General features: G+C 41.0%; 17 protein-coding genes. 2 read left to right on the forward strand and 15 right to left on the reverse strand.

Annotation, left to right across the window (positions count from 1 at the left end; translation table 11 throughout):
• Positions 1-76: 76 nt before the first annotated feature.
• Positions 77-778, forward strand: coding sequence for a gamma-glutamyl-gamma-aminobutyrate hydrolase family protein (locus tag AB6M99_RS06465; RefSeq protein WP_121834590.1), 702 nt, complete (start codon positions 77-79; stop codon positions 776-778).
• Here the strand turns inward: AB6M99_RS06465 and radC are convergent.
• The 14 genes from radC to AB6M99_RS06535 form a co-directional block, all read right to left on the reverse strand.
• On the reverse strand, positions 775-1,455 hold the full coding sequence (radC, locus tag AB6M99_RS06470; RefSeq protein ID WP_121834589.1) for a DNA repair protein RadC: 681 nt from the start codon (positions 1,453-1,455) through the stop codon (positions 775-777). The two genes, AB6M99_RS06465 and radC, sit on opposite strands and share 4 nt — an antisense overlap.
• 71 nt (positions 1,456-1,526) lie before the next feature.
• Positions 1,527-1,976, reverse strand: coding sequence for a Fur family transcriptional regulator (locus AB6M99_RS06475; protein ID WP_121834588.1), 450 nt, complete (start codon positions 1,974-1,976; stop codon positions 1,527-1,529).
• Positions 1,977-2,147: 171 nt separating this feature from the next.
• Complete coding sequence (locus tag AB6M99_RS06480) at positions 2,148-2,420, reverse strand: PspC domain-containing protein (RefSeq protein ID WP_121834587.1); 273 nt, start codon at positions 2,418-2,420, stop codon at positions 2,148-2,150.
• Positions 2,421-2,565: 145 nt separating this feature from the next.
• The gene (locus AB6M99_RS06485) at positions 2,566-3,003 is read right to left on the reverse strand and encodes a SprT family protein (RefSeq protein ID WP_121834586.1); all 438 of its coding nucleotides are present in this window, start codon (positions 3,001-3,003) and stop codon (positions 2,566-2,568) included.
• Positions 2,990-5,149 carry a Tex family protein gene (locus AB6M99_RS06490; RefSeq protein ID WP_369350446.1) on the reverse strand — a complete coding sequence of 720 codons (2,160 nt, stop codon included), beginning with the start codon at positions 5,147-5,149 and terminating at the stop codon, positions 2,990-2,992. The genes AB6M99_RS06485 and AB6M99_RS06490 overlap by 14 nt, the downstream gene beginning before the upstream one ends.
• Positions 5,150-5,231: 82 nt before the next feature.
• On the reverse strand, positions 5,232-6,782 hold the full coding sequence (locus AB6M99_RS06495; protein ID WP_121834724.1) for an ABC transporter ATP-binding protein: 1,551 nt from the start codon (positions 6,780-6,782) through the stop codon (positions 5,232-5,234).
• A 242-nt stretch (positions 6,783-7,024) separates the two neighbouring features.
• Complete coding sequence (locus AB6M99_RS06500; RefSeq protein WP_121834584.1) at positions 7,025-8,065, reverse strand: LLM class flavin-dependent oxidoreductase; 1,041 nt, start codon at positions 8,063-8,065, stop codon at positions 7,025-7,027.
• Between the two features lie 389 nt (positions 8,066-8,454).
• Positions 8,455-8,742 (reverse strand): hypothetical protein, encoded by a 288-nt coding sequence (locus tag AB6M99_RS06505; protein ID WP_121834583.1) that lies wholly within the window; start codon positions 8,740-8,742, stop codon positions 8,455-8,457.
• Between the two features lie 115 nt (positions 8,743-8,857).
• The gene (locus AB6M99_RS06510) at positions 8,858-9,100 is read right to left on the reverse strand and encodes a DUF3977 family protein (protein WP_121834723.1); all 243 of its coding nucleotides are present in this window, start codon (positions 9,098-9,100) and stop codon (positions 8,858-8,860) included.
• A complete protein-coding gene (locus tag AB6M99_RS06515; RefSeq protein WP_369350447.1) occupies positions 9,097-9,798 on the reverse strand; it encodes a 3-oxoacyl-ACP reductase in 702 nt (233 codons plus the stop codon). Before AB6M99_RS06515 ends, AB6M99_RS06510 begins: the two co-directional genes overlap by 4 nt.
• Positions 9,791-10,027: a DUF2829 domain-containing protein gene (locus AB6M99_RS06520; protein ID WP_121834581.1), complete on the reverse strand. Its 237-nt coding sequence runs from the start codon at positions 10,025-10,027 to the stop codon at positions 9,791-9,793. Before AB6M99_RS06520 ends, AB6M99_RS06515 begins: the two co-directional genes overlap by 8 nt.
• Before the next feature lie 12 nt (positions 10,028-10,039).
• Positions 10,040-10,390 carry an arsenate reductase family protein gene (locus AB6M99_RS06525; protein WP_121834580.1) on the reverse strand — a complete coding sequence of 117 codons (351 nt, stop codon included), beginning with the start codon at positions 10,388-10,390 and terminating at the stop codon, positions 10,040-10,042.
• Positions 10,365-10,865 carry a methylated-DNA--[protein]-cysteine S-methyltransferase gene (locus AB6M99_RS06530; RefSeq protein ID WP_121834579.1) on the reverse strand — a complete coding sequence of 167 codons (501 nt, stop codon included), beginning with the start codon at positions 10,863-10,865 and terminating at the stop codon, positions 10,365-10,367. The genes AB6M99_RS06525 and AB6M99_RS06530 overlap by 26 nt, the downstream gene beginning before the upstream one ends.
• The gene (locus AB6M99_RS06535; protein WP_369350448.1) at positions 10,866-11,411 is read right to left on the reverse strand and encodes a GNAT family N-acetyltransferase; all 546 of its coding nucleotides are present in this window, start codon (positions 11,409-11,411) and stop codon (positions 10,866-10,868) included.
• Between the two features lie 115 nt (positions 11,412-11,526).
• Between AB6M99_RS06535 and AB6M99_RS06540 the strand changes: the two genes are divergently transcribed.
• Positions 11,527-12,165 carry a copper homeostasis protein CutC gene (locus tag AB6M99_RS06540; RefSeq protein ID WP_121834577.1) on the forward strand — a complete coding sequence of 213 codons (639 nt, stop codon included), beginning with the start codon at positions 11,527-11,529 and terminating at the stop codon, positions 12,163-12,165.
• 72 nt (positions 12,166-12,237) lie between these two features.
• On the opposite strand, the gene AB6M99_RS06545 is transcribed toward AB6M99_RS06540, so the two are convergent.
• Positions 12,238-13,506: a dihydroorotase gene (locus AB6M99_RS06545; RefSeq protein ID WP_121834576.1), complete on the reverse strand. Its 1,269-nt coding sequence runs from the start codon at positions 13,504-13,506 to the stop codon at positions 12,238-12,240.
• Between the last annotated feature and the right edge of the window lie 6 nt (positions 13,507-13,512).

Consider the following 13,512-nt stretch of genomic DNA (forward strand, 5'->3'; position numbering starts at 1 on the left):
ATTCGAGATGAAATAGCAATAGCTCCAAGCAAAGTGAGTAGATTTAATGAGTGAAAAGATGAGAAAGGAAATTGTTATGTCAAAACAACCTATTATCGGTATCGCTGCCAATCAACGTCAAGTCGAAATGGATACCTTGCCTTGGTCTTATGTGCCATCAGGTTTTCCAAATGCTATTATTGAAGCAGGTGGAATGCCTTTAATCCTTCCAATCAATAAGCCTGAAATGGCTAAGCAGTATGTGACAATGATTGATAAACTCATTTTAACTGGGGGGCAAAATGTCACTCCTGATTTTTATAATGAGGAAAAAGATCCAAATGCTGAGGATGACTATCTCCTTGAACGGGATGAATTTGAAATTGCTCTCATAAAAGAAGCTATTGCTCAAGGTAAACCTATTTTTGCAGTCTGCCGTGGCATGCAACTGATGAATGTAGTATTAGGGGGAACTCTCCATCAAAATATCAAAAACCACTGGCAAACAGAGGATTCTGATATCACGACTCAATCTATGGAAGTTGTTGACAAAAGCATCTTTTCGGATATCTATGATAACAATGGGATGATTAATTCTTATCACCGTCAAGCGATCAAAGATTTAGCACCTGATTTGAAAGTTATTGTTAGATCTCCAGAAGATGGCATTATTGAAGCTGTTGAATCAACTAATCCTAATATGCGTTATATAGGGGTTCAATGGCACCCAGAATTATTGATTTATAGCGATAAAGAGCACAGCAAGAAGCTCTTTGATTTCCTTGTTAATCACTTCTAAATACTGTCTGTTTCCTCACGAAAACTGAAATAGGTATTTCTACCAACAATAAGATGGTCTAGAAAAACGACACCTAAATCATCACAACAACGCTTGATTTTATCGGTAAACTGAAAATCATTTTCACTAGGTTCTATGACTCCTGATGGGTGATTATGAACCACAATTAATGATGTTGCCATATGCTTACAGGCATAATGGAGAATTTCTCTAGGCTCTGCAACTGATCGTCTCACTGTTCCTATAAAAATTGTTTTTTGGGCAATGAGGCGATTTTGCGTATCAAGATACAAAGCGACTAAGTGCTCCTGCTTTTTATCCCCTAGCTCCAACATCATACGTTTAGCCAATCGTTCACTAGACATAATGCGCTCTTGTTTTTCGATTTCTGCAGTTTGAATACGGCTAGCTAATTCTATCATAGCCTTGAGTTCAATAGACTTCACGCGACCAATCCCTGACAACTCTTGGAGCTCTTCAAGGGAAAGCTGGCGTAAGTCCGCTAAACTATTGAGACGATTTAAAATAGAATTCGCCAAAGAAAGCACATGCTCCTTCTTTGTTCCCGTTCTTAGACAAATAGCAAGCAGTTCTTGATTACTGAGGTGCTCTGCTCCTTCTGTTATTAATCGCTCCCTGGGAAGCATGGCCTGTTCTTTAAATTGAATACTGTACATGATGACCTCCTATATTATTATTCGTAGCGCCAGCAAAAAAAGACCTCAATTGAAGTCTTTTTTTATTATTCTTAGGAACAAGCTGGGCAGATACCATAAATTAAGAATTGTTTTTTAGTCACCTTATAACCCGTTTTTTGCTCTGCTTGTTTTACCAAAAGCGACGTATCCGCATCCAAAAAATCTGTAATCGAACCGCAAACCTCACAAACCACATGGAGATGCTCATGCCCCATAAAGTCAAAATAAGTGGTGTTGTCATTACTTACCTTAACCTCAGACACAAATCCTTCCTCAATCAAAATCTTCAAATTATTATAAACAGTTGCTAAACTCATGTGAGTGTACTTGTCTTGTAAGTCATGAAAAATTTGTTCTGCACTAGGATGATGGTGAGCTTCAATCATGTAGGCAATGATTGCTTTACGCGTTTCTGTCAGACGAATCTGTTTTTCTTTCAAGTGCGCTAAGACATGGTCGTAAGTTTCTTGATGATCTGGGTGAACCGAAATGTGAAACAAACCTTAAAATCCTCTCAATAATCTAATATACCTATTATACACTAAAATGTTGGTATCTACCACAGTAAAAAAATAGGAGACTAGGATATCGGAATCCCAGCCTCTTAAAAGGGGAGACTAATTATCTTATCTGTCCTGTTAGCAAAAAAGATAACTAAAAACAATATACAACTAAAAGAACCAGTCATTGTCATCTTTTACAGGTTCTGCTTCTTTTCTCTTCCTTGGTCCAGTACCATAGCGTTCTTTTTCAATATCTTCCTTATAAGGAAGGAAAATAGCCAACACAATATAGAGGAAGAGCCCAAAACCAAAGGAGAAATACATAAAAATCGCTGTCAAAATTCGGGCTAGGGATACATCCCAATGAAACTTATCCGACAAACCAGCTAACACGCCACTGATAAATCGGCCTTCACGTTTTTTGTAAAAAACAGTTTCCATAAAATCCTCCTCTATTAATGATACTTATATTTTATCCTTTTTCGGTTGAAAACAAATCAGTCCTACGACTGATTTTATACATTAACGTTTTAGTTATCTCTAGGCACCATAAGATACGTTCTGCCCACTCATTTTTCTATTATACTTATTCTGCTATATCAAGTTTTCCCCGACACTTACCACAGCGGTATTTTCTCACATCAATGCGACGCTTTCTCCAGTATTCTTGCCCACAGACTTTACACTCATAATGGTAACGATAAGCCTTTTGAGCCGACTGAGTCGGCGGCGCATACCGCAAACCATCCACTTTGGCTAGCAAATTTTTAAAATCTTCATCCCCATGCTTGTAGCCTTTTTTCTGAAAATACAGATGGTAATGGCAGAGCTCGTGGCGCACAATTTTTCGAAAAACATCAAGTCCATGCTCCGCATACAGTTTCGGGTTAAAATCCAGATGACCATCCTTTGGAAAAAATCGTCCTCCAGTCGTTTGAAGCCGATTATTCCAATGAGCTGTGTGGGTAAAGTCCCAGCCGAAATCGTCTCGTGAGACCTGCTGAACGTACTTAGTCAAGTCCATGTGGTTTTATTAAGCTTAGTCCGATGCGGTTGCGATCCAAATCCACTTCGGTCACCCAAACAGTAACAATATCTCCAACAGCTAAAATCTCGCTTGGGTGTGGATAAGGAAGCGGCCGTCCATTCTTATCACGTTTACGCTTAACGAGACGAGACTGGTGAATGAGCCCATCTTCGTGGACGCCAATATCAACAAAGGCGCCAAAGTCCACAATATTACGAACCGTTCCCTGTAATTCTTGACCAAGCTTCAAATCTTTAACATCTAAAACATCCTGACGAAGCACTGGCGCTTCAAACTCATCACGAAGGTCACGTCCAGGTTTTAAAAGGTCGGCGATAATATCTGTCAACGTTGCCTCACCAATACCAAGTTTCGCACTCATCTCAGAAACCGTTACCGACTGCAATTTGGTCTTGCTCGCATCATCCAAGGTCTTGATATCGAGAACCGCCAACAACTCTTTTACCGCTGGGTAACTTTCTGGGTGAACACCTGTATTGTCCAAGAAATTCTTAGCATTTGGAATGCGTAGGAAACCAGCTGCCTGCTCAAAGGCTTTAGCACCGAGACGAGGTACCTTCTTGATTTCTGCACGGGACTTGATTTCCCCATTTTCCTCACGGTATTTGACAATATTTTCAGAAATGGTCTTGTTAAGCCCCGCCACATGTGCTAGAAGCGCTGGACTGGCCGTATTAACATTGACCCCCACTTGGTTAACCACCGTATCGACGACAAAATCAAGATTTTCAGCCAATTTCTTCTGACTAACATCGTGCTGGTATTGCCCAACACCAATCGATTTAGGATCAATTTTGACCAATTCAGCCAGTGGGTCTTGCAGACGTCTTGCAATGGAAATGGCAGAGCGTTTCTCAACGGTTAGGTCTGGGAATTCCTGACGGGCTAGTTCAGAAGCTGAATAGACAGAAGCTCCGCTTTCATTAACAATCACATAAGACACCTCTGGGAAATCTTTCAAGACCTCTGCAACAAAGGCTTCACTTTCACGGCTAGCTGTTCCGTTTCCAATCGCAATTAGTTCGATCTGGTAAGTTGTCAATAGCTCCGCTAATTCTTTTTTAGCAGCTGCAATCTTGCCAGCACTTGCAGGTGGCACTGGATAAATCACATGCGTCGTCATCAATTTACCAGTCTGGTCAACAACAGCCAACTTAGCACCTGTACGAAAGGCAGGGTCAAAGCCAAGAACCATTTTACCTTTCAACGGAGCAATTAACAGAAGATTGCGCAAGTTTTCTGAGAAGAGCTTGATTGCCCCATCTTCTGCCACTTCTGACAATTCAGTGCGAATACGACGCTCCATGGCTGGAACAATCTTTTTCTTCAACGCATCTTGAACGACTTTTTCGATGTAGGTATTCTTTTCTTTAAAACGTGCTTCATAAAAACGCGTCATCTTGTCGAGTTGATGGTCAAAGCTGATCTTTAAGATACCCAATTTTTCACCACGGTTAAGGGCTAGGGTCTTATAGCCTTGGAGTTTCGATACCTTATCGCTAAAGTCGTAATACACCTTAAAGACCTGTTTCTCATCAGCTTCTTCGTCCTTAACTTGAGAAACAAGTAAACTATTTGCCCAAATCTCATTGTAGGTCCATGAACGCAGTTTGGTATCTTCAGAAAGGGCTTCAGACAAGATATCACAGGCACCTGCTAAGGCTTTCTCAACCGTTTCAAAGCCTTCTGTAACAAATTTTTCTGCTTCTGCTTCAAGATTTGAGACATTTTGCAAGATTAAGCGCGCTAATGGGAAAAGCCCTGCTTCACGCGCAATCATTCCCTTGGTACGACGTTTTTCCTTATAAGGCAGATAAAGTTCTTCAACATCTGCTAATTTTGTCGCCGCTTCAATAGCTGCTTTGAGTTCAGGTGTTAATTTCCCAAGCTCCTCAATCTTATTCAGAACAGTTTCCTTACGCTCTGCTAAGCTTGTCAGAGACTTGTCCAAATCAATAATAGCCTTGATCTGCACTTCATCCAAATTTCCCGTTTTTTCCTTACGGTAACGAGCAATAAAAGGGATGGTATTACCTTCTTCGGTTAGCAAGAGAACTTGCTCAATTTGCTGTTCTGTCACTCCCAAATCTTGAGAGATTTTAATGATATTTTGATTTTCCATAACACCTTCATTGTACCAAAAAAATCAAGATTTCTCTAGTTTCAATAAAAACAAAGGTCCTTAGGAAAATCTCCCAAGGACTTTAAATTTTATCCGATAAATCAATTACCTTATCATATCTAGCCAATGTCTCATCGTCATAGTGATGGATGACTTCTACTAGAGGTTGGCGCATCGCCATCAATATCTCTGAAATCTGAGTCGCATTTGCCTTATCAAGATTGGATTTAATCTCATCAGCCAAGATCAGTTGGCTATCATGATACAGACTGCGTGCAATTTCTAAGCGCTGCTTTTCACCTCCTGATAACTGAGTGCCGTAGAGTAACTGATTTTTTAAGGATAAGAGATTAACGGAAGTTAACACTTCTGCCATTTTTAAGTCATCAAGAGGTTGTCCAAGTGCAATATTATCTTCGAGACTTAACCCATCAAAAACGTAAGATTCCTGCAAGATATAAGATACAGATTTAGAAATTTGCTCCTTTTCTAAGTGCTGTTGAGAAAAGGTCACCTCTCCTGAATCTGGTAGCTGTTCGCCATATATCATATTCAGAATAGTCGTTTTACCACTACCACTTGGACCGATTAGAGCAATCTTTTCACCTTCTTCAATATTAAATGTTAAGTCCTTAAAAATAGTGTGATTTCCCCGTTTTAGCCCAACATGGTTGATGGTAATCGGAAAGAGTGATTGAGAAGTTTTGGTAACCATTTCTTTGACATCATCTTCAAGTAAGAAAGCATAGCTATCTCTAAGCTGCTTCGTTGATTTGTAAGTATTGAGATAGTAAGATAACTCGTTAAACTGATAACCGATATTGTGCGCAACTAAATAAATCGCAACAAATTGGGAACCAGAGATATAATCATGATAAGTCATCACACCACCGATAATAATCGGAACAACCGAACAAAAGGCATCTATGCTATGGATAATAACATTATTTACGGTCCGTTGCTTTTCATAGCAAATATCTTGATGAACTCTTTTGGAAAGAACGTTCTCAAACCGTGCAAAGAAAAACGCTCTTGCACGATAATGTTTAATCACCCGTTCCCCACCAATAATATTTGTCACTTGGGATAGGTAATCTTGATTAGAATTAGCTCTAGCTTTTGAAAGACGATCTAATTTTTGACTACCAATCCCGCTACAAAGTGCTGGAATGGCGTAAAAAAAGATAAAAATTAGACCAAGGCCAAAATTCGTTAACAAGGCATAAGCTATGGAAACTGTCGTAAAACCGATAGATGATATGATAATAACACTAGGCTCAAGGTAATCATTTTCCAATTGTTTGACATCATTCTCCAGGTTAGACAGAATATCTACTGTATGGATTTTATTACCCGAAAGAAAATGATTAAAGAGCTTACGTTTCATGTTTAGGGTAAAATCGGCAACAATTCTGGCATAGTAATACCGCTTTCCAGCAAGTCCTATCAAAATAATAAAATTCCCAATAATCCCTATAGCTAGAGCAATCCCTAACTCATTAAGAGATTTTTTCTCAAAACTAGCCACAATACGAGAAACCAGGCTCGGCGTGATAAGTGCCTCTAACCAAGTAATCGCAATAAAGATAAAATACATGATTAAATGCTTTTTAGAAATCAATTTGCTAAGCACATCTGATAAACCTTTCAAAGTTATTTAGTCATTTTGAGAAGCGTTTGCTATCTCAACCCATTTATATCATTCACAATTATTCATCGGTATATCCTCTTCGTACGATTTTTCCCTGCTAGCATTTTATCATAGCCTGTCAACAAATCAAAGTGATTTCCTTCACAATTATCCTTTTACGTAATAATACTTAACAAAATGAAAAACTAGCTGCCTGTTTAAGCAACTAGTTCTTAATTGACCTTTTATCTTTTAAAATGCTGTCTGACTAGGGGGGCTACTTCCTCACCGTATAGCTTAATAGCTTTCAGCACCTCTTCGTGTGGCATTGAACCAATTGGAAGGTGAAGCATAAAGCGGTCTAGGGATAAATCTTCGATAATTCGAATGATTTTCTCAGCCACCGCCTTTGGATCACCGACAAACATTGCCCCATCAGGACCAACTGAATGAAGGTATTGCTCTTTGGTCATTTCGCTCCAGTGCGGGCGTCCTTTAGCAATGTTATCAACCGTTTGCTTGGTAGGATGAAAATAATTCTCGATAGCTGACTGATTATCTTCTTCAATCCATCCCCAAGAATGAGCAGCGACTTTCAACTGCTCTGGACGGTGACCATGACGGGCACCTAATTCTTTATAGATGGCAACAAGCTGCGCAAAATGCTTAGGATTACCACCAATAGTCGCATAGGCAATTGGAAGCCCCTGTTCTGCAATACGAACCGTCGAATCCAAATTACCACCTGTCGCAATCCAGATTGGGAAATCCTCTTGAACGGCACGAGGATAGACTGGACGGTTATCCACTGACTGGGTAAATTTCCCCTTCCACTTCAAGTTGGTCGTTTCTTTGATGGCTAAAAGCATATCTAATTTTTCATTAAACAATTCATCATAGTCTGCTAAGTCATAGCCAAACAATGGAAAACTTTCAATAAATGATCCACGACCAGCCATAATCTCTGCTCTGCCATTTGACAAAGCATCAATGGTCGCATACTGCTGATACACACGCACGGGGTCGATAGATGACAAAATGGTCACAGCTGACGATAAGCGAATGTGCTTGGTATTCACTGCACCTGCTGCTAAGACAATCTCAGGTGCTGATACTGCAAAATCTTCACGGTGGTGCTCGCCGATGGCATAAATGTCCAGACCAACTTGGTCAGCTAACTCAATCTCTGCAACCAATTCTCGAATCCGTTGATCATGGGGAATCGCTTCTCCTGTTTTTTCCAATACTGTTGTTTCTCCAAAGGTCGAAATGCCTAATTCAATCATAAGTTTACCTCTTTTGTGATGATAGAGATATCTTATCACTATGTAGTAATATTTTCAACTGTTTAAACTTGTGCAAATTCTTACTAGAGTTATTTAGACTTAACAAAAAAAGAGGTAACTGATAGTTTTTCTCGGTTACATCTCACATTTTCATCTTGCTAGACTATTTCAGTATTGCTAGCTTTCTTATTCATTAGCATGATTGCGTTCGTCTAGTTCAATCATCTTATTTGAAAGATTTTTTCGCTTTTCTTTGATATGTAATAAAAGCTAAAGCAGACTAAGGCTGATGACTAACAAAACTTCAAAAAGGACTATGGGTTCCCATTGACTGGGAGAAAGTGTCCACCAAGGCGGCGTGTAATGTCCCCTTTGGACACTTCTAATGCCTACCGTACCATGGATAAGGAAAAACCAATAGCTATAACTGTCCCTACTTGAGCAAAATTTCTCAAACGTTCTAAAAACGATTCCTCTTCTTTACCTGTAATCACATTAGCATATAAGGCAAAAAGAAGGAAAGCGCATTGAAACATTGGAAACAGGTAGTGGCCTTCTACTCTTGTCACTTTTAATACAGAGACAAGAAGATGAGACACCCACAGGCAAATCGCCAACATAGAAAAATTAACAATGATTTCCAACACAGGATGTTTCTTTAAAAAACGGTTAAACACTCTGTTAAACTTCCTTTTCTAATGAGTAACTGAAAAATCTGCGCTAACAAGTCTACTACAATTTGGAACACGAACACAGAACTCTAAGCAACTTTAAAATCGGTCAGGCAGAATGCTATTCCTCTGAACAAATCCCAAAGATAAGTTTAAAGGCTTTTTTATGCTTTTTCTGACGCTGATACCCTTCCTTGGTATCCAAAATCAAAACGGTATCACCTAGCCATAATCGCAAATAAATGGACTTGGGCTTGATTGGACCAACAATGCCTTTTTTCTCGTATTCGGTGCCATCTTCATGTTCAAATTCGGTTCGAACTAACCAACGATTGCCAATACCAAATTCAATAAATTTTGTCATTTTAGGGACCATCCGCCATCAACTTTAACGATTTCGCCTTGCAAGGCTTGCGCTTTTCCTGAAGCCAAAAATAGGGTTAAATCAGCAACTTCTTCTGGCTCTAACCAACGTTTGATTGGGGTTTCAGAGGCTACCCAATCTGCTAGTCCTCCTGGTTCAAAATCGGCTGCTGTCATCGCTGTTTTAACCGCACCAGGAGCAATTCCAAAAATTTGCACACCGTCCTTGGCATAATCAAGAGCAAGCTGACGCGTTAAACCAGCCACGGCATGTTTTGAGCTGGTATAAGCTGCTCCGCCACCACCTGCAAGAAAACTAGCAATCGAGCACATATTGATAATGATACCAGCTTGTTTCTTGACCATTTTCGGTAAATAATAGCGGATAAGCTTAGCTGTCGCCAAAAAATTGACAGCGAAAATGTCTTCAAAGTCTCTCTCAGAAATATCAAGCAGTGGCTTGTAATCATCTAAAATACCGGCGGTATTACATAAAATATCCACATCAGATATGAACTCATCAAGTTGTGCTAAATCACCAGTCACATCCATTTGTAAAAAATGGAATTGTTCATGAGTCACATCTGGTTTGTCAGACTTATCAATCCCATAAACTGCGCAGCCATTTTCCAAAAAGGCACGCGCCTGAGCCAGTCCAATGCCTGAGGAAACACCTGTGATAAGGACAGTTTTAGTCATGCACTTCTACCCAGTCGGTCGCTAACACATCGCAAGGTGTCGGGCTCCACATGCTAAAGCCCTCACCGTCACCTGTCACGTTAATCAAGAAATAAGGGGTAGCTTCCAACTTTTCGCCGTTGACTTCGATGGTATCAAAGAGCTGCACATAGTTTTCAGCACCGCCCCAACCTGTACGAACGTATTTTTTCTTAGCCTTTAAGCCTGGTAAAATCTCTTCAAATGTCATGGTTTTCTCCTTTTATAATCCTAATTCACTGTAAGTTGTACGGTAGCCAATTTGTAAAACCTTGTCACCGTCCACTAAAATAGGGCGCTTGATCAGCATACCATCAGCCGCCAACAATGCTAGCGCCTCATCAACTGATAAGGTTGACAATTTGTCTTTCAGCCCTAACTCACGGTAGCTATTACCAGAGGTATTGAACAACTTCTTCAGCTCAACACCACTATCGAGCCAGCTTTTCAAAATAGCCAGCTGAGGAGGATTGGTTTTGATGTCAATCGCCTCCACTTCAATTCCTAAACTTTTCAATTCAGCCTTAGCTTTTCGGCAGGTCGAACATTTAGGGTATTCGTAAAAAATCATGATTTTTCTCCAATTCTAATAAGCTGCGCTTGCGTTCCAAACCACCCGCGTAGCCCGTTAACTGACCCTTAGCCCCTAAAACACGATGACAGGGCACCACTAGGCTCAGTGAATTTTTTCCTACGGCAGAGCCAATAGCTTGCGCAGACTTACAAGAGAGTTGCTCAGCTAATTGTCCGTAGGTTATCGTCTGACCGTAAGGAATCTCTGCTAGCGCTGCCCAAACCTTTTTTTGAAAAGCAGTTCCTTGAGGCGCTAGGGGTAATTGGGCAAGGTCTGGTTGCGCTCCTGAAAAATAACTGTCCAGCCACTGCTTGGTGACTTGCAAAAGCTCACTGTCCTGCTCTGCTATTTCCATCCCCTCAAAACCAGCCATAAAATACTTCTGGTCATCGAAATAAACGCCACATAGCTGATTATCAAAGGCAACTAAGGTCATCTCACCGAGTGGGGATTCGTAACGGCATTTTGACAACATCTAATCTACCATCGCAAATTCAGCAATTTCTTGATACTGTGCCTTTTCTGAACACGTCTTAATCTTCTGATAAGCAAGACGTTCACCATCAAGAGGGACCTTGCCACAGTAAATATAGCCTAATTTTTCTAAAATGTGTTGCATGATGGTATTTTTCTCATGAGTATCACAGCGAAAATCTGGGCCATCATGCCCTTCAATAAGCCCTTGGATAAAAGTCTGAGCCACTTTTTGCCCACTGTGAGCACTTGACACTGCAATCCGGTGAAAGACTGTATAACGTGGGTGATTGTGGCGCCATTTCCCATCGTAAATCTTCTCATAGGCCTCTTCTTTACCAACAATGACCGCCGCATATGAAACAATCTCTCCTTCAATGAGACCAACCCATCCACGAGCCTGTAAAATATCATCAAAGATGTCCTCTTCAGCTGGATAAGCACCTTGCCACTGATCACTACCTGAGGCTTTCAAAAAGGCACGTGCTTCTTCAATAATCTCTAAAATGCGCCCAATCTCATTTGGGTGAGCTAACCGTAATTCCATGATATTCTCCTATTCACAATCTATTTTTCTATTATACTATTTTTCATCTTTGAATGCTTGCTTTGGTATCACTTATTTTGCTATACTTATCTCATAAAATCTCAAAGGAGTTCCCATGATTACAAAAGAATTTTGTGCTGAAAATTTAACAGATTTGCACCACTTAGTTGGTACTGATATCACACGTGTTGAGCTTTGTGATAATTTAGCTGTTGGCGGCACAACACCAAGTTACGGTGTCATTAAAGAAGCTAACCGCTACTTACACGAGAATCACATTACCTCTGCTGTGATGATTCGTCCTCGTGGTGGCAATTTTGTCTACAACGATCTTGAGCTTCGTATAATGGAGGAAGATATCTTGCGTGCGGTTGAGCTAGAAAGTGACGCCCTTGTTCTCGGTCTACTCACTGAGGATAACCAACTTGATACTGAAGGTATTGAGTATCTCCTACCTGCTACTCAAGGATTGCCTCTCGTTTTCCATATGGCCTTTGATTTGATTCCAGAGGCTGAGCAAAAATCTGCGCTGGATAGCTTGATTGAGTTAGGGTTTACACGTGTTCTTCTTCACGGCTCTGCCATTCGCCGAGATATTTTTGAAAATGTGGACCACATCAAAGAGCTCATTGCCCACGCCAATGGTCGCATCGACATTCTCCTCGGTGGTGGGGTCACTGCTGATAACTATGAAAAATTGATTGAGCTTACTGGCGCAACACAGGTCCACGGAACAGGACTTGTCGCTGACTAAATCATCTAAAAAAGCACTGGAAAAACCCAGCGCTTTTATTGTGCTCAAAGATGACATCTCTATTTTTCCATTTTATGCCTGATAAACAAGTTTCCCATTACAAATCGTGTATTTGACAACGCCTTTGAGTTTGTCACCGATGAAAGGTGAATTAGCTGCTTTTGAATGGAAATGCTCTGAGATAATACGGTCTTCGTTATCAGAGAAAATCACAATATCTGCTGGGCCATTTTCCGCCAAATAACCGGCGTCAAAGCCGTAAAGTTCTGCTGGGTTGACGGTCATTTTTGCCAGTAATTCCGACAAGCTGAGGTGCCCTGCTTCAACCAAATGCGTCAGGCCTAAAGAGAGGGAGGTTTCTAAACCAGTCATGCCTGACGGTGCTTGGGTCACATCAGAGACCGCTTTTTCATCCGCATGGTGCGGAGCATGGTCGGTCGCAATCACAGAAATTACCCCTGATTTCAGCCCTTCAATAACGGCTAAGCGATCGCTTTCCAAGCGTAATGGCGGATTCATCTTGGCATTTGCTCCTTTTTCAAGAAGCAGGTCTTCGGTTTTTGAAAAATGCTGCGGTGCGACTTCTGCAGTGACCTTAGCACCAAGCGATTGGGCAAAGGCAACCACTTTCACCGACTCTGCTTTAGACAAATGCTGCACATGGAATTTATTTTGCACCTCATAGGCAATCATGACATCACGCGCCACCATGCTATATTCAGCCACGCCACGAGCGCCACCACAGCCAAAATGGTGTTTAGCGATGTGTTCATTGAGACCTAGAATGCCATTCAACTGAGGGTCTTCCTCGTGAAGCGCCACAACCACATCCAATGCCTTGGCTTTTTTGAAGGCCTCACGAACCACTCCAGTATCTTCAAGAGGAATCCCATCATCTGAAAAACCGACTGCACCAGCTGCTAATAAGGCTTCAAAATCCGTCAAAGTTTTACCATCAAAGTTTTTGGTTACAGTAGCGTTGGTTTTGATATGGATAGCTTCTTTTGCTGCTGACTCCAAAACCTCGGTCAAAGTCTCCACATCCGAAATGGTTGGATTGGTATTGGCCATCATGACCACAGTGGTAAAGCCACCTGCTGCTGCCGCCAAAGCACCTGTGTGAATGTCTTCCTTATGCGTCTGACCAGGCTCACGAAAATGCACATGGATATCAATTAATCCTGGAGCAACAACAAGCCCTCTGGCATCAATAACCTCTGCCTCGGGAACATCTATCGCATCAGCAATGCGAACAATTTTCTTCCCCTCAACAAGAACATCTGTCACCCTATCCAAACCCGTTTTTGGGTCAATCACTCGACCGTTTTTAATTAAAAGCATGTTTTC

Origin of the sequence: Streptococcus hillyeri (assembly GCF_041081565.1) — a bacterium.
In the GTDB taxonomy this organism is placed as follows: domain Bacteria; phylum Bacillota; class Bacilli; order Lactobacillales; family Streptococcaceae; genus Streptococcus; species Streptococcus hillyeri.

Excerpts from the sequence above, each read along its gene's own strand:
- AB6M99_RS06465 (WP_121834590.1), top strand. The coding sequence starts at position 77 with ATGTCAAAACAACCTATTATCGGTATCGCTGCCAATCAACGTCAAGTC.
- radC (WP_121834589.1), bottom strand. The coding sequence starts at position 1,455 with ATGTACAGTATTCAATTTAAAGAACAGGCCATGCTTCCCAGGGAGCGA.
- AB6M99_RS06480 (WP_121834587.1), bottom strand. The coding sequence starts at position 2,420 with ATGGAAACTGTTTTTTACAAAAAACGTGAAGGCCGATTTATCAGTGGC.
- AB6M99_RS06485 (WP_121834586.1), bottom strand. The coding sequence starts at position 3,003 with ATGGACTTGACTAAGTACGTTCAGCAGGTCTCACGAGACGATTTCGGC.
- AB6M99_RS06490 (WP_369350446.1), bottom strand. The coding sequence starts at position 5,149 with ATGGAAAATCAAAATATCATTAAAATCTCTCAAGATTTGGGAGTGACA.
- AB6M99_RS06500 (WP_121834584.1), bottom strand. The coding sequence starts at position 8,065 with ATGATTGAATTAGGCATTTCGACCTTTGGAGAAACAACAGTATTGGAA.
- AB6M99_RS06510 (WP_121834723.1), bottom strand. The coding sequence starts at position 9,100 with ATGACAAAATTTATTGAATTTGGTATTGGCAATCGTTGGTTAGTTCGA.
- AB6M99_RS06515 (WP_369350447.1), bottom strand. The coding sequence starts at position 9,798 with ATGACTAAAACTGTCCTTATCACAGGTGTTTCCTCAGGCATTGGACTG.
- AB6M99_RS06520 (WP_121834581.1), bottom strand. The coding sequence starts at position 10,027 with ATGACATTTGAAGAGATTTTACCAGGCTTAAAGGCTAAGAAAAAATAC.
- AB6M99_RS06530 (WP_121834579.1), bottom strand. The coding sequence starts at position 10,865 with ATGTTGTCAAAATGCCGTTACGAATCCCCACTCGGTGAGATGACCTTA.
- AB6M99_RS06535 (WP_369350448.1), bottom strand. The coding sequence starts at position 11,411 with ATGGAATTACGGTTAGCTCACCCAAATGAGATTGGGCGCATTTTAGAG.
- AB6M99_RS06540 (WP_121834577.1), top strand. The coding sequence starts at position 11,527 with ATGATTACAAAAGAATTTTGTGCTGAAAATTTAACAGATTTGCACCAC.
- AB6M99_RS06545 (WP_121834576.1), bottom strand. The coding sequence starts at position 13,506 with ATGCTTTTAATTAAAAACGGTCGAGTGATTGACCCAAAAACGGGTTTG.